Below are 14,769 nucleotides of genomic sequence, written 5' to 3' on the forward strand. Positions count from 1 at the left end.
TCGTCGTGGAACGCGACGCGGTGGTCCAGCTCGCATCGCCAGGCGGGCATGCGGCACCCCGGGAACGTGCAGGTCACGTCCCGGGCGATCACGGTGTCGGCGAGGAACGCCGCGGGCCGGTACCCGCGGGGCCCGATCCCGGCGAACTCCCCGGTCGCCGGGTCGGTGAAGATCCGCCGCCACGTCGCGTCCGCGGCGATCTTGCGGACCATGGACGCCGGGATGGGCCCGTACCCGTCGAGCTCCCCGGGACCCTCGTCCAACCCCAGCAACGTGGTCGCGGCGGCGGTGACCTGCAGGTGCGGGTGGCGCCGGTGCGCGGTCGGCAACGGCCCGTCGGGTCCGACCCCGGAGTCCAGGATCCCCCCGAGCACGTCGACCAAAGCGTCCGCGCGCCGCGCGTCGATCGGGCGCGGGTCCTGCGGGTCCGCGGCCATCGCCAGCGCGGTCAGCGCCGTGTACGCGCGCATCGCGTCGTCCGCGGGCAAGAACGCGGTGATCCACGCCATCGCGTCCGGCGCCGGCGTCAGCATCACCTTGCGCTCATCCTTCGCCCGGGCGCACCGCTTCTCCGCCGCGGCGGGGTCGCGGACCAGGTCGAGCTTGCGCAGCCTCGCCTTGACCTGCGGCACCGTCAGGTCCGGGACCTGCGGCAGCACGTCCCGGATCACCTCCCGGGCCACGTCCAACCCCAGGTGCGCGGTGCCGTCCACCAACGCGGTGGCCTTGCGCACGTCGATCACCCCGGCCGCCAGCGCGTCGTGCAGCGCGGGCAGCAACCCCAGGCACGTCGCCAACGCCACCTTGTCCTGCGCCGCCGACCGCGTCGTGCGCAACCGGGCGGACACCTCGTCCGCGACGAACTCCTCCGCCCGCGACGACTTGCGGCGCCGGGTCAGGTCCACGATCAGCTCGCCCTGCCGGGCCATCGCCATCGAGGCGACCCGCTCCCACGCCGCGATCGCCTCCACCACCGCCGCCTCATGCAGCTCACCCGGCACCAACGACTCCAACGTCACCACCAAATCCGCCGAAGGGGCCTGCCCGTCCAGCACGTCCGCGAACCCCAGCGCACCGACCGGCACCCCGGGCGCCAACGGACACCGGCCCGGGGCCACCCGCGCCAACGAATCGGCGACCTCCGCGATCAACCCCTTGAACAGACGCTCCAACACCAGATCCACACTCGACCCCAAGCGCCCGCCCGCATCTTGCGACGTACCGATGACCGGCTCGCCGCAAGCCCCGTTCCCCACCTCGGAACCCTCGTATTCGAACATGCGTACCACAGTAGACCGAGGGTCCGACATCCTCCCCGCGACGAACGAGTTGGGCCGGCTACCTGCACCGATGCCGAGCGAAGGCGGCGACGGCAACGGTGAGGGAGCCGGATATTCGCATCCGTCAGACTCGCCCAGACCCGGCAGTCGGGAGCAGCTCGCCACGGTGCGGCCGCGCGACGAGAACGGCTTCATTCGGACGCAGGGTGGGGCGCTCACGCTCGAGTCCGGCCACCCCGTGGTATTCGGTACGGGAGACGTTCGCGCGGACTCCTTACTGCGGATTCCGGACTTCGGACTCCGGAAGGCAGGTCGAGGCCGCTGTCGAGGGGAAAGGTGGCGAGGGGACGACCCGCGCCAGGATTCGCCACACGCACGGCGGCGACGAGCATCTACCTGCCCGACGGCGTCGGCGCGCACGTGGACCTACTCGCTCGCCTCGGGCCGCATTCGACGGACGTGGGATTTCTCTGCCTCAAGGATCTCGAACGAGTTTGACCTGGCTGTTCTCCCGTCGATCCTGGCGCGATCCTCTGAAGCCGTGACCGCCGGGACGAACACCCATCGGGCGCACGACAGCGCACTGCGCGACTGAGGGCTCGAAGGGGGTAGATACGTCCACTCGGTCTCGAGCAGGAGGTCGTGGGTGCATGTTGCGGAGCCCTCCGGACAGGAGCACGATCGAATTCTGACAAGGGAGGCACCTCATGACCAAGCTCGAGATCCGCAACATTCGCGTGCCGGACGAGACCCGAAACTTCCAGGCCCACGGTCACGTCGACGTGGTCACCCTCGGCGGCGACTTCACCTTGGGGCGAGGTGTGTACGAGCCGGGTTGGCAGTGGTCGAAGGACGTCAAGCCCATCGCAGGGACCGAGTACTGCATGGTCCGGCACACCGGAATCTGTCTGTCCGGACAGATGACCGTGCGCTCGGACGACGGAAGCGAGATGACGATCACCGAGGGCGACGTGTTCGTCATCGGGCCCGGGCATGACGCCTGGGTTCTCGGCCAGGAACCGTGCGTGCTGTTCGACACGGGAGTCGCGGCGTTCGCCAAGCCGGCCTCCTGACACCGAGTCGGGCGCCGCGCAGGCGCGCCGCAGCGCCTGCGCGCCGACCGGTTCGCGCGCGGCGCGCCGCACCCGGCCTGGCCGTTCGCGCCTGCGCGGTCAGCGTGCGGCGGGCCTGACCCCGGCCTGGCCGCCGCCCTGCGCGCCGACCGGTCAGCGTGCGGCATGCCGTGCCCTGGCCGTTCGCGCCTGCCGCCGCGCCAGTCCGCCGCGCCTCAGGAAAGGATCGACTCGAGGGAATCGGCGAGCTCCGCCACGCCGCGCTGCCGGCGTAGCACGAGCTGGAGGATGAGCGCCGTGGCCGCCAGCAGCGCCACGAACGCGACGTAACCGAAGACGACGTCGCGCAGGCCGGCGATCGGGACGAGCAGGCCGGCGACGATCGCGGGCAGGCCCATCGCGAGGTAGCTGACGAGGTACACGCTCGAGATGAGCCCGGCCCGCCCCTCGGGCGGGGCGACGGCCAGGACGAGCCGGAGGCCGCCCTGGAACGCGGCTCCGAAGCCGATGCCGACGATGATGCTCGACGCGTAGAAGCCCCAGACCGATCCCGTGACGAGGGCGAGAACGGTGAACACCGGGCCGGCGATCAGGGCGACGGCTCCGAAGACCATCGCGCTGAGTGCGTCGCGCCGCTGGATGGCGAGCCCGGTCAGGGCGCCGGTGCCGGTCACGGCCACGATGGCCAGCCCGCCCGCGAGCGCGTTGTCCAGGTGCAGCAGGTTGCGCACGATGGTCGGACCGAGCCCGAGGTAGAGCCCACCGATCGCCCAGCTCGCGCCGAGGCAGCCGACGACGGCAGCGAACACCGGGCGGGCCTCGATCGGGATGGTCACGGTCGGCTTCAGCGAGGCGAGCACTCCCGGCCGCGGTTCGTGGCGCTCGGCGAGGAAGAACATCAGGCCGGCGACGATGAACGTCAGCGCACCGAAGACGACGAACACCGTGACGGTGGGGTCCGGGCCGTACTGCACGAGCGCGCTGCTGCCCAGGGCTCCGATCGACAGCGCGACAGGCGGGAGCGCGCCGTTCAGGGTGGCGGCGAGGCGCGGACGATCCTCGGGCTGGAAGTCGATGAGGGCGGCACCGAGTGCCCCGCTCGCCAGCCCGACGCCCGCACCCTGGATCGTGCGTGCGACGAGCAGCCCGACGACGCTGGTCGCCGTCGCGAACACGAGCAGCGCGACGACGGCGAGCAGCGCCGCGACGACGACCACCGGTCGCCGTCCGACGTGGTCGGAGAGGGATCCGGCCGTCGTCAGGGCGAGCAGGATGCCCAGCACGTAGACGGCGAACACCGCGGTCATGAGCAGCGGGGAGAGGTTCCACTCGGCCTGGTAGAGCGGGTACAGGGGTGACGGGGCGCCGGCCTGGCTGACCAGGACGACCAGCGTGACGGCGGAGACGACGAACCCGAAAAGCGAGGATCGGCGAGTCTCGGAGCGGGCGTTGCCGGGCCCGTCGGGGCTGGTTCGCGTCGCGGGATCCGACTCGGTGGCGCTCGTGCAGGACTGACTCACGGTCGTCCCCTTTCGTCGTCGGCGGACGGGGTGGCCAGCAGCCCGCCCAGGGCGGCGTCCACGAACGCGCGCGTGTGATGTTCGGACAGGCTCAGGTGGCCGGTGAGCATGCGGTAGACCAGTGGACCGAAGAGCACGTCCATGGCCGTCCCGGCGTCGATCTCGGGCCGGACCTGCCCGGTGGCCTGCGCTCGTTCCCAGACGGCCTCGATCGCGGTTCGGCGCCGGTTCAGGAAGAACTCGCGGAAATAGCTGCTCGCCCGGGGTTCGACGGCGCAGGCCGCGAGCAGCTGGACGTAGACCGCCCCGGCCGGACCGGCGTAGAACGCGCTCATCGTCAGCACCTGCTCGGTCAGGTCATCCACGGCCGAGGCGGTCTCGGGCACGGGCGTCGCCTCGGCGACCGTCTTTCCGAACGCCTCGGCGGCCACCGCCGTCTTGCACGGCCAGTGCTTGTAGATCGTCGCGGTGCTGACCCCGGAGCGAGACGCGATGGCCTCCACGGTGACGGCCGGCAGTCCACCCTCCTCGAGCAGTTCGCTGGTCGCCGCCAGCACCGCGGCGTGCACCCGAAGGCTGCGGGGCGTGCGCGGATGGACGAGGATGCCGACGTCGGCTGCCGGTTCCCGGTGGTCAGATGTCATGTGGGGTCCTTACTAAAGTGATAGTTCACTTTAGTTGAGACCCTGGAGATGAGGCAAATAGCCCTGCCGGGTCCGCCGACGCGCCAGGCGTCACCCGGGCACTCGCCCCGGTTCCCGCACTGGTGCGGCTTCGTCGATCTAACGTGTGGTCGATGGGCGAGCACACGATGTGGGACCGCGATGGCCTTCGGGTCTGGGCTGAGTGGGGCAAGGACGGGAAACTGACCATCCAGGGACAGGACCTGAGGGCTGGCCCGCGCGGAAACGCCGAGTACGAGTACGCGATCTCGATCGCTGTCGACGACGTTTCGAAGGTCCTCGAAGCGCTGGGAGGCGCTTCCGACGACGACGTTCTGGAACTTCTCTGCGCCCACGGAGCGACGATCGTCTCGTGCGGCCCGAAGCAATGGGTGGAGGACCTGGGCGTGCGCCCCGAACTCTGGTCCTGGTTCGATCCCGATGAGATCTTCGGAGGTCCCTGAGCCTCGATCCACCGCACCGGCTTCGACTGAGGAGCACGACGGCGGTTTCCGCGCCCCCAGGGTGCGTTTGCTCAGGTATGTTGATATCAACATACCCAGGAGATGGGACGTGTCGAGATCTGGGACCCCGAGCAGTACGCCAAGTTCAACGATCACCGCGAACGCCCCTTCGCCGATCTGATGTCGCGGGTGGGTGCGACCGCACCCGGGCTCGTCGTCGATCTGGGCTGCGGGTCGGGCGCCCTGACTCGGGCGCTGGGGCAGCGGTGGCCACTGGCGCGGATCGTCGGCGTCGACTCCTCGGCCGAGATGCTGGACCGGGCTCGGCGCAGTGACCGCTTCGAGCGCGTCGAATGGGTACGCGCCGAGGCGGAGTCCTGGGACCCGGCGTCGGTCGGCGCGCCGATCGACGTCCTGGCGACGAGTGCGCTGCTGCAATGGGTGCCCTCCCACCGCCGGCTCATCCCCGGGTGGATCGACGCGATCGCGCCCGGCGGCTGGTTCGCCATGCAGGTGCCCGGCAACTTCGGGGCGCCGTCGCACCGACTGCTCCGCGAGGTCGCCGCCCGGTCGCCGCGCGCCGGCGAGCTCGTGCCGCGGTTGCGCGGAACGGAGTCGGTCGGTGAGCCGGCGGCGTATGTCGCTCTTCTGGCGGAGCTCGGCTGTGACGTCGACGCCTGGGAGACGACCTACCAGCACCTCCTGGATCCCGCCGGTGACCAGGGGCAGCCCGTGCTCGAGTGGACCAAGGGCACCGCGCTGCTGCCCGTGCTCGACGTGCTCACTGGCGACGTCGAGCGGGCCGAATTCGTTCGGGCCTATGGCGAGGAGCTCTCGCGGGCCTATCCGCGAGCGCCGTTCGGGACGCTCTTTCCGTTCCGCCGGATCTTCGCCGTGGCTCGCACGTCGGATAGACAGCGCTGATCGCAGATCGTCGGCACCAGCGCCGGGCCGGCGCCGCGTGTGGGTGGCGGCGGCGACAATGAACCGTGTCCCTCCTGGTGCTCGCCGACGACCCCGCGCGGCCGGACGGCGTCGTCGTGCAGGAGGTCACCGACCGGGGTGAGGGCGGCGCGCGCACCGCTGTCGGGTCGAGCGAACTACCGGATCTGGTGGCCGCTCTCGAGGTCACGCGGCCCCGCTGGGTCTGGGACGACACGGCACGGTGGTATCCGCCGCTGCTCGCCGCCGGGGTGCGCGTCGAACGGTGCCACGACCTGCGGCTGTGCCACGCCATCGTGCGCCGCAGCGCTACGTGCGACGGATCGGGCCTCGCGCTCGCGCCACCGGGCCCGTGGGACGGGCCCCGCCCCGGGGAGCCGGAGCCGGCGGCGCTCACCCTGTTCGACGACCCGGTGCACGCGCCGCCCGCAGACACCGGCGAGGTGGACGTCGTTGCCGAGCTCGGTCGGCAGCTCGCAGCGGTCTCCGGCTCCAGTTCCCCCGGCCGGTTGCGGCTGTTGCTGGCGGCCGAGTCGATCGGGGCGCTGATCGCGGCGGAGATGCAGCACGACGGGATGCCCTGGAGCACCGACGTGCACGATGGGTTCCTCACCCGGGTCCTCGGGGCGCGCCCTCGCGGAGGCGGTCGACCCCCGCGGCTCGAGGCGCTTGCGGGCGAGGTCCGCCGCGCGCTCGAGCACCCGTCGGTCAACATCGACTCGCCTCCGGACCTGTTGCGCGCGCTGCGGTCCGCCGGTCTGGACGTCACCTCGACGCGGACAGGGGAGATCCGCGAGCTCGACCATCCTGTGGTCGCTCCGCTGCTCGAGTACAAGAAGCTCGCGCGCCTGCTCAGCGCCAACGGCTGGTCGTGGATGCAGGAGTGGGTTCGCGACGGCCGGTTCCGGCCCCAGTACGTGCCCGGCGGCGTCGTCACCGGGCGCTGGGCCACGAGCGGCGGAGGTGCACTTCAGCTGCCCGCGAGCGTCCGCGCAGCGGTGCGGGCCGATCCCGGATGGCGCCTGGTGGTGGCCGACGCCGCCCAGCTCGAGCCCCGGGTGCTCGCCGCGATGTCCCGGGACCAGGCCATGGCCGCGGCGGGTCGGCAGGCAGATCTGTACCAGGGCGTCGTCGAGGCGGGCATCGTGGAGACCCGCCAGGAGGCGAAGTACGCGATGCTCGGCGCGATCTACGGCGCGACCACCGGCCCGAGTGCGGTCCTCATGCCGAGGCTGACGCGGGCCTACCCGCACGCGGTCGCGCTGGTCGAGGAGGCCGCACGAGCGGGGGAGCGCGGCGAGATCGTCTCCACCCGGCTGGGTCGGTCCTCACCGCTGCCGGGCCTGGCGTGGCAGGACCTCGTGCAGCGGGCCGAGAGCGAGGACGCCCGTCCCGACGACGTGCGTGCGGCGCGCGGCCGGCGCCGGGAATGGGGACGGTTCACCCGCAACTTCGTCGTGCAGGGCACCGCCGCAGAGTGGGCCCTGTGCTGGATGGCTGCCCTGCGCCGCAGGCTGCTGGCCGTCGATGGACGACCGCACCTGATCTTCTTCCTGCACGACGAGGTGATGGTGCACGCCCCCGCCGCGGTCGCCGACGAGGTCGCGACGGCGGTCCGGGACTCCGCCGTCGAGGCGGGGCGGCTGCTCTTCGGGGCGTCGCGCGTCGACTTCGCGCTCGACGTGTCGATCGTGGATTCCTACGACGAGGCCAGCTGAACCAGCCGCGGACTGGCTACCGTGGTTCTCATGGACGAGGGGACGAAAGCAGTCCCGTCTGCCGCTCCGGAGGCGGAGGCGAGCCCGGACCTGTCACGGCTCCGGCTGGATGTCTATGCCGGGCGGGACGGTTGGTGGAACCCCGAGCACGGCCTCGTGGCGCTACCGGACGATTGGGATTTCCTTCCCACGGGGAATGCGTTCGTGACCCGCACGGTGAAGGCCGCCGGTGCGTTCTGGCTCGCCTGGGCGCCACGTAGCCGGAGCCAACAGCATCGACGCCTGCAGGGACTGTGGGCTCCCACAGCGGTGATCGAGAACGCGTGGCGGCTGGAGGGTGAAACGGCTGCGGCGCGGGCCGTACGACGAGAGGCCGGCTCTCGCAGCAGGGCGGTGCGCGAGGAAAGGTACGAGCGCGGGCTCGCGGAGGCGATCGTCGGCTATTTGCGGTTCGCCCCCGAGCACGCAGCGTTGGCCGAGACCATTGCGAGGGCGGCCGCGCAGCGGGCCGCGGTGGTGGGCAGCGGCCGGGTAGGGCGCACCCGAGTCCTGGCTCTCGACGCACGCGCCGAGCTGTCAGCGCGAGCGCAGATCCGCCATCAGCACACCGACTACGACGTGCGGCTCGACGAACTTTGGCTCCTCGGCGAGGCCGATGTGTTCTACCGAGACGTCAAGGCTGAGGCTCAAGAGCTGGTCGACGAGTTCATTCGGCGCCACCGCTAATCGTGAAACGGTCGACCTTGGCTGGGTATCTTGCGGGTGACGGCGGTGATGATCTCAGCGGAGACCAGGCGGAGCTTGACGTTCCGGTTCTGCGACGAGGCGCGCAAGATGCCGAATGCCGTCTCGGCGTCGCAGCCGTTCTGTCCCATGATGATCCCGATGCCCTGATCGATCGTGGTCCGCGAGATCAGGGCGGCGCGAAGCTGCCGGGTGGTCTCTCGTTCGTGCGACCGGCGGACGGCCAGATCGATGGTTCGCGATGCCTCGGCCGCGAAGATCTGCGCCGCCGACTGGCGCGCGGCGGTGAACGAGTGCGCGCTGCGGGAGTACAGGCGTAGCTCACCGGTGACGTCGGGCCCTGCGTTCAGCGGCAGGAGCATCGCGGACCGCAACCCGACAGCCGAGCAGGCCGGACGACGTTCGATGAACCGGTCGTCGTCGACGAGGTCCTCGAGGAGTTGGATGCGTCCCGAGCCGGTCGCGCCGAGCTGGGGACTGTCGTGCTGACCGAAGAGGGCCTCGTCGTACCGCGCGGCGTGCTCGTCGCTCCGGGCGACCATGGTCGACTCGCCGTCGCGAGCGACTACGACGGTGGCGCAGAGTCCGTCACCGATGACGGTTACCGCGATCGTGATGAGCTGTCCGAGGAATTCCGCGACGTCGTCGCTCGTCAACAGCAGATCGTGCAGGACGCTCGACGGATGTCGTCGGCGTTCGACGAACAGTCGTCGGTCGACGAATCCCGCAAGCAGATCGTCATCGGTCACGGCGCAATTTCTTTCCGGATTGCGAGCTCAATTCGGTGTGCACCGGAAACCGCCCGCGCTGCGACGCGTGCTACTCGGCAGAAGCCCCAGAACGATCATCGCACCGTGCGTCAAGGTCGAGGCGCTCGGGGCGCTTGGTGGGAGGCTTGCGAGGTGACGACGATGGCACACCCGACCCCGGGTGCGTGACTCGGCCCGCGATCGACATCGTGCCCGCGAACGAGGCTTCCTGGGAGGACCTGCAGGCCGTCTTCGGCACCCGCGGTGAAACGGTGGTCCGGGTCGCAGGGGCCAAGCAGCCTCCGGCCGATCAGGCGGACTCGCGCACCACCAGCGAGAGGCCGAGCTGACGGCGTTCGCGCGAGCCGGCGGGCGACCGGCCGGAGAGCACGTTGTCGACGAGCTCGATGGCGAGTTGTGCGAGTGCCGTCTTGTCGATCGCGAGACTCGTGAGCTCGGGTGTGACGAGGGTCCCGATGTCCAGGCCGTCCGTGCCCACCACCGCGATGTCGTCGGGTACGCCGACCCCCGCCCGGGCGAACCCCTTGAGCGCACCGATCGCCATCACATCGTTGTAGACCAGTACGGCGTCGGCGTCCGGGTAGCGATCGAGCAGCTCACGAGAGGCGAGAACCCCGCCCTCGTGGGTCTCGTCTGCGCGGAACTCCGATCGACTGGTCCAGGGCAGCCGGTGCTCGTGCAGGTATTCGCGGTACGACTGGCGGCGCGAGGATGCGATGTGACTCGAGTCGATCATGGCAATGCGCCGGCGACCGCCCGCCGTCACATGGTCGAGAGCCGTGCGGACGCCTGACTGGTAGTCGATCTCGACGACGGCATCCACCTGATCGTCCGGCGAACCATCCAGGATGACGATAGGAATGCCGAGCGCGCTGTCGCGATGTGCACTACGGGGGAGCAGCCCGACCGTATCCGTGCGGCAGCCCGTCAGCACGAGCGCGTCAACACGTTGCACCATCGACGCGAGCCGGGCGCGAGCCTTGTTCGCGTCCTCTCCGATGTCGCACAGGATGACGCTCCATCCCTGCTCCGCAGCGATCCGGCTCAGCGCCGAGGCGAGCTCGGGGTAGTAGGGATTGCGCAGATCCTCCATGACCAGGCCGATTGTCACGTCGCGCCCCCGCACCAATCCCTGCGCGGCTCGATTGGGGCGATAGTTCAGCTGACGGGCAACGTGCACAACCCGTTCGCGGGTTGCGGCGCTGATGTCGGGGAGCCCGTTGAGAGCTCTGGTCACGGTCTGTCGGGAGACGCCGGCGACCCGGGCCACATCAAGGATCGTGACTGCTGGAACGCTGCTCGCCATGACGTAACAGTACTGGTAGCGTCCCCGTGAACGTTCACGGAGGTCGACCTGAAGACGGCCTCCGTGAACGTTCACGGTGCCGACAGCCCCAATTCGCGAAGGAACCCCACCCTGATGACCTCCCTGACGGCTGCTGTTCAGCGACCACCGAGAGAGGCGGTCCGCGCGCGCGTCGGCGTGGCGATGCTGTTCTTCACCAACGGCGCGATCTTCGCCAACCTGTTGCCGAGGTACCCCGAGATCAAGGCCGGGCTCGACCTCACCAACGCCGCGTTCGGCCTCGCTGTCGCCGCGTTCCCGCTGGGTGCACTCCTCGCGGGCCTGACGGCCGGGATGCTGGTGCGCAGGTACCGCTCGTCCCGGGTGGCGATCGTGGCCACCGTGTTCTCGGCGGTCGGCATCCTCATCGCCGGTGTGGCGCCTGCCTGGATTGCGCTGGCCGCCGGGCTCTTCATCGCCGGCGCGATGGACTCGATCACCGACGTCGCGCAGAACTCGCACGGGCTGCGCGTGCAGCGGCTCTACAAGCGGTCGATCCTGAACTCCTTCCACGCGGTGTGGAGCGTCGGTGCGGTGCTCGGCGGGGTTCTCGGCGCGGGAGCCGCCCAGCTCGCGATGCCGGTGGCACTGCAGCTCACCGGCTCGGCCGTGCTCTTCAGCCTGGTAGCGCTGGCCGCCTACCGGTTCCTGCTGTCCGGTGCGGAGCCGGCCGACGTCGAACCCGCCGTGGCTCCCCAGGGCGGGGCACCTCGCGCGTTGCGCGGGCCGGGGCTGCTGGCCACCTACGGGGTTCTCGCCGCGCTCGTGCTGATCGCCGCGTCGGGTGCGATCGTGGAGGACGCGGGAAGCTCCTGGTCGGCCATCTACCTGTCGGGTTCCCTGCAGGCATCGGCGTTCGTCGCCGGCGTCGGCTTCATCGCCCTGCAGGGGATGCAGTTCGTCGGGCGGATCTGCGGCGACCGGCTCGTCGACCGCTTCGGCCAGCGCTCGGTCGCACGCGCGGGGGGTCTCGTCGTCTTCGTCGGGATGGGCGTCGCCCTCGCGGCACCCACCGCACCCGGGACCGTCGTCGGGTTCGGGCTCGCCGGCCTCGGCGTCGCGACCCTCATCCCCGCGGCCATGCACGCCGCCGACGAGCTGCCGGGGTTCCGGCCCGGCACCGGCCTCACCATCGTCAGCTGGCTGCTGCGGCTCGGCTTTCTCGTGTCGCCCCCGGTTGTCGGCGCAATAGCCGATGCGTCCTCACTCGGTCTCGGCCTGCTCGTCGTGCCGGCGGCCGGACTGCTCGTGGTGTTCTTCTCACCCGTGCTCGCCGGCCCAGCGACCCGGTTCGCCGTCCAGCGCGACGAGTGAGGCACGCCGTCAGGCGGCGTGCACTCAGGACTTCGTGGCCTTCAGGATCGGGCCTTCGAGGAACGGGGCGAGGCTCACGGAGAACGGCCCCGAGATGTGTCCGCCGTTGGCGTACATCACCAGCCCTCCGATGGTGGCGTGGCACATCTTCGGGTCGCAGTATCGGTTGGAGAAGTCCACGAGGGTCAGCCCGTTGGGGACCAGGCGTCGGGCGGCGACGGCCTGGAGGTCCGTCTCGAGCACGGTTCCCCGCGGCTCGGAACACGCGTCGTTCAGGTCGGTCGCGGCAGCAACGCACGCGGGTACCTGACCGAGGGCCTTGGACGGACCTGGCACGTCGGCGATCACGACCACGGACTTGTGGTTGTCCATCCACGCCCGGTAGGTCGTCTCGAAGGCGGACGCGATCTGGTCGTGGTCGCCGCCCGGCATGTTCGCGTACCGGGGTGCGACCGACGACGTCACCACGACGTCGACGTCCTTGGCCGGCGCGAGGCGGTCGATGAGGTCGTGCCGGAACTGCTGGCACGTTGTGCTCATGTCGGTGTGGAACGTCGAGCTCCAGGTCGGCGCGGACGGGGTGCAGTCGTTGTGACGGATCTCCAGCAGGCGCCATCCGTGCTTCACCGCGAGCTTGTAGAGCCCGGGCAGGTACATGCGCGCGTGCGAGTCCCCGACGAGCGCGATAGTCGGGCCCGATGTGGAGGCGTGATACTCAGAGGCTTCCATTCCCGTGCTGAGCACGACCGGCGTGGGCTGGGGCACTGGGGTGGCGGCGGCGAGCAGCAGCTTGGGGTCGGCGCGGTAGGGGTCTGGGCAGTCGGCGCCCGAGAGCACGGCGCTGGCCCCGTAGCACTGGTCGTACGCCTTTGCGGCGCGCGCGGCAGCGGCCTGAGCGGCGGCGGTCTCGTTCTCGACGTGCTGCCACGCCATTCCCGACGCTGCCACGACGAGCGCCATGCATGCGGCAGCCGCGGCGAACGTCAGGCCGGTGCGTGCCTTGAGTGCGCGGGAGAAGCGGACGGGGTCCTCGACCCACGTCTTGGTCGCGTGTGCCAGGGCCAGCGTCGCGGCGAGCAGGACGAGCTTGTCGGTGTACGTCAGCACCCGCCCGAGTGCGTGCGGCGCGAGCACGATCAGCGGCCAGTGCCACAGATACGCGGAGTAGGACACGTCGCCGAGCCACTGCACCGGCCGCCACCTGGCGACGGGGTCCAGCGAGAATCGAACCCGGCTCGTGTCTCCCGCGGCGATGACGAGCAGCGCACCCGCCACCGGCACGATCGCGACCCAGCCGGGGAAGGCGAGGGCACCGGTGAAGACGAAACCGCACACGCCGAGCGTGCCGAAGCCCAGCCAGAGTCCCGCTGCGCGCAGCCCGGCGAGCTTCCTCGTCGAGCGTTCCATGGCAGGAACCGCGAAGCTCAGCAGCGCTCCGGCAGCGAACTCCCAGGCGTGGGTGAACGTCGAGAAGTACGCGGCACCGGACGTGGCGCTGTACCAGACCGAGTAGGCGAAGGACACCGCCCCGACGGCCGCGATTCCCCAGCCGAGGTATCCATGGAGCGGTGCTGTGCTGTTCCTCTTGTGCCGGGCTGCGAGGCGCGCGAGGAGGACGAGCAGGAGGATCAGCACGGGCCAGACGAGGTAGAACTGCTCCTCGACGGACAGCGACCAGTAATGCTGCACGGGGCTCGCGGGGTTGTCCGCGGCGAAGTAGTCGACCGAGGAGGCGGCGAGCACCCAGTTGACGACGTACCCGGCCGCAGCGGCGATCTGGACGAAGGTGTCCTGCCACGACGGCTTGGGCAGGAACGCGAGGCTGCCGACCACGGTGGCCGCGAGGACGAGTAGTGCGGCGGGAAGAAGCCGCCGGACCCGCCGTGCCCAGAACGCGCTCAGCTTGACCGTTCCGGTGCTGACGACCTCGCGCAGCAGGTGGGACGTGATGAGGAAGCCGGAGATGACGAAGAACACGTCGACACCGATGTATCCGCCCGGCAGCCGCTTCGGCCAGAGGTGGAACAGGATGACCAGGCTGACAGCGGCAGCTCGCAGCGCGTGGATCTCGGGGCGGAACGATCCGGCTCGACCGCCGCCGGAAGAAGTTCGGCCCCCCGCGTTTCGGGCCGGCGCAGCAAGTGAAGTCACTCGGAGACTCTAGAGGTTGAGGCGAGATTACACGAAGTGGCCACTCTGGGGGAGCCGGCGTCCCGCCGCGCACCGTCCGGCGCCCTACCGCCGATGACGCGGCTCTCCGGACGGATCGAGCGCCGAGTCCTGCGGGGGGAGCGAGACGGGCGCTCGAGGGCCTCGTCCGCCGGCGTCGATCGCGGACGACCTGTGACGTGATCGACGAATCACCGACCAGGTCCACCAGATTAGATAGGCAAGACCGGCCGCGCCGAGGAGTGCGACGGACTCCAACGGGCCCGATTCCTCGGGCAGATAGACCACGAGCGGGTCGGTCTCGCCTTCGTAGAGGGTGGGTATCCGTTCGCCCACGCGGTCCGGGGCCTCTGAATCGAGGAGAACGCCCTCCAGCGTGCGGGAGCCGTCGTCACTTAGATAGCGCCCCGTCCACGAGCACATCACCGTGAACCGAATGGTTGAGCAATCCTCGTGCTGCGCGATGAACGTCCCGAGCTGACCCTCCCCCCGAGACGCCTTTACCGTTTCTGGAAGTCCGGCGAGTGAGAGCCCGAGAAACAGCAACGCAAAGAGCGGGCAGAAGAACCAGAACATGAACGCTTGCCCGGCCCGCCCTGCCCGTTTGCGCAAGTTTCTCTGCGCGCGAGACGTGATCACTTAGCGAGGATACGGGCCGTGCGATCGGGGCCCCGCGCGTCACCGGACAGACTCCCGAGGAAGTTCACCCGTGGATCCAGGCTCGGGGCCCTCATGCCGCGCACATGATGTACCGAAATGCCTGTCATG

13 protein-coding genes are annotated in these 14,769 nt (G+C 70.1%); 6 read left to right on the forward strand and 7 right to left on the reverse strand.

Going from position 1 to position 14,769, the window contains the following annotated elements:
• Window positions 1-1,175: DUF222 domain-containing protein (locus tag VIM26_RS05760; RefSeq protein ID WP_331949393.1), on the reverse strand; the 1,175-nt coding region annotated here is incomplete at its 3' end.
• Between the two features lie 812 nt (window positions 1,176-1,987).
• On the opposite strand from VIM26_RS05760, the gene VIM26_RS05765 reads away from it, so the two are divergent.
• On the forward strand, window positions 1,988-2,353 hold the full coding sequence (locus VIM26_RS05765) for a cupin domain-containing protein (protein WP_331949394.1): 366 nt from the start codon (window positions 1,988-1,990) through the stop codon (window positions 2,351-2,353).
• A 215-nt stretch (window positions 2,354-2,568) separates the two neighbouring features.
• Here VIM26_RS05765 and VIM26_RS05770 read toward each other — a convergent pair whose 3' ends face one another.
• Both VIM26_RS05770 and VIM26_RS05775 read right to left on the reverse strand, forming a co-directional pair.
• Window positions 2,569-3,873: an MFS transporter gene (locus VIM26_RS05770; protein WP_331949395.1), complete on the reverse strand. Its 1,305-nt coding sequence runs from the start codon at window positions 3,871-3,873 to the stop codon at window positions 2,569-2,571.
• A complete protein-coding gene (locus VIM26_RS05775; RefSeq protein ID WP_331949396.1) occupies window positions 3,870-4,517 on the reverse strand; it encodes a TetR/AcrR family transcriptional regulator in 648 nt (215 codons plus the stop codon). The genes VIM26_RS05770 and VIM26_RS05775 overlap by 4 nt, the downstream gene beginning before the upstream one ends.
• Before the next feature lie 152 nt (window positions 4,518-4,669).
• On the opposite strand from VIM26_RS05775, the gene VIM26_RS05780 reads away from it, so the two are divergent.
• The 4 genes from VIM26_RS05780 (at window position 4,670) to VIM26_RS05795 (ending at window position 8,385) form a co-directional block, all read left to right on the forward strand.
• On the forward strand, window positions 4,670-4,999 hold the full coding sequence (locus VIM26_RS05780; protein WP_331949397.1) for a hypothetical protein: 330 nt from the start codon (window positions 4,670-4,672) through the stop codon (window positions 4,997-4,999).
• Between the two features lie 102 nt (window positions 5,000-5,101).
• Window positions 5,102-5,923 carry a methyltransferase domain-containing protein gene (locus tag VIM26_RS05785; RefSeq protein ID WP_331949398.1) on the forward strand — a complete coding sequence of 274 codons (822 nt, stop codon included), beginning with the start codon at window positions 5,102-5,104 and terminating at the stop codon, window positions 5,921-5,923.
• A gap of 65 nt (window positions 5,924-5,988) precedes the next feature.
• Window positions 5,989-7,659: a bifunctional 3'-5' exonuclease/DNA polymerase gene (locus VIM26_RS05790; protein WP_331949399.1), complete on the forward strand. Its 1,671-nt coding sequence runs from the start codon at window positions 5,989-5,991 to the stop codon at window positions 7,657-7,659.
• 30 nt (window positions 7,660-7,689) lie between these two features.
• Window positions 7,690-8,385: a DUF2293 domain-containing protein gene (locus VIM26_RS05795; protein ID WP_331949400.1), complete on the forward strand. Its 696-nt coding sequence runs from the start codon at window positions 7,690-7,692 to the stop codon at window positions 8,383-8,385.
• On the opposite strand, the gene VIM26_RS05800 is transcribed toward VIM26_RS05795, so the two are convergent.
• Window positions 8,382-9,152: a GAF and ANTAR domain-containing protein gene (locus VIM26_RS05800; RefSeq protein ID WP_331949401.1), complete on the reverse strand. Its 771-nt coding sequence runs from the start codon at window positions 9,150-9,152 to the stop codon at window positions 8,382-8,384. The two genes, VIM26_RS05795 and VIM26_RS05800, sit on opposite strands and share 4 nt — an antisense overlap.
• A 310-nt stretch (window positions 9,153-9,462) precedes the next feature.
• A complete protein-coding gene (locus VIM26_RS05805) occupies window positions 9,463-10,479 on the reverse strand; it encodes a LacI family DNA-binding transcriptional regulator (RefSeq protein WP_331949402.1) in 1,017 nt (338 codons plus the stop codon).
• Between the two features lie 114 nt (window positions 10,480-10,593).
• Here VIM26_RS05805 and VIM26_RS05810 point away from each other — a divergent pair, with 114 nt between their 5' ends.
• Window positions 10,594-11,832 (forward strand): MFS transporter, encoded by a 1,239-nt coding sequence (locus VIM26_RS05810; RefSeq protein ID WP_331949403.1) that lies wholly within the window; start codon window positions 10,594-10,596, stop codon window positions 11,830-11,832.
• Window positions 11,833-11,856: 24 nt separating this feature from the next.
• Here the strand turns inward: VIM26_RS05810 and VIM26_RS05815 are convergent, their stop codons facing one another.
• Together VIM26_RS05815 and VIM26_RS05820 are read right to left on the reverse strand one after the other, a co-directional pair.
• Window positions 11,857-13,983, reverse strand: a complete 2,127-nt coding sequence (locus tag VIM26_RS05815; RefSeq protein WP_331949404.1) for an acyltransferase family protein — start codon at window positions 13,981-13,983, stop codon at window positions 11,857-11,859.
• 84 nt (window positions 13,984-14,067) lie between these two features.
• Window positions 14,068-14,640, reverse strand: coding sequence for a hypothetical protein (locus VIM26_RS05820; protein WP_331949405.1), 573 nt, complete (start codon window positions 14,638-14,640; stop codon window positions 14,068-14,070).
• Window positions 14,641-14,769 lie beyond the last annotated feature (129 nt).

It is taken from the genome of Pengzhenrongella sp. (assembly GCF_036565025.1).
Classification (GTDB): domain Bacteria; phylum Actinomycetota; class Actinomycetes; order Actinomycetales; family Cellulomonadaceae; genus Pengzhenrongella.

What these genes read in the sequence shown, in the direction of transcription:
- VIM26_RS05795 (WP_331949400.1), top strand. Translation starts at nt 7,690, where the DNA reads ATGGACGAGGGGACGAAAGCAGTCCCGTCTGCCGCTCCGGAGGCGGAG.
- VIM26_RS05780 (WP_331949397.1), top strand. Translation starts at nt 4,670, where the DNA reads ATGGGCGAGCACACGATGTGGGACCGCGATGGCCTTCGGGTCTGGGCT.
- VIM26_RS05765 (WP_331949394.1), top strand. Translation starts at nt 1,988, where the DNA reads ATGACCAAGCTCGAGATCCGCAACATTCGCGTGCCGGACGAGACCCGA.
- VIM26_RS05775 (WP_331949396.1), bottom strand. Translation starts at nt 4,517, where the DNA reads ATGACATCTGACCACCGGGAACCGGCAGCCGACGTCGGCATCCTCGTC.
- VIM26_RS05805 (WP_331949402.1), bottom strand. Translation starts at nt 10,479, where the DNA reads ATGGCGAGCAGCGTTCCAGCAGTCACGATCCTTGATGTGGCCCGGGTC.
- VIM26_RS05810 (WP_331949403.1), top strand. Translation starts at nt 10,594, where the DNA reads ATGACCTCCCTGACGGCTGCTGTTCAGCGACCACCGAGAGAGGCGGTC.
- VIM26_RS05785 (WP_331949398.1), top strand. Translation starts at nt 5,102, where the DNA reads ATGGGACGTGTCGAGATCTGGGACCCCGAGCAGTACGCCAAGTTCAAC.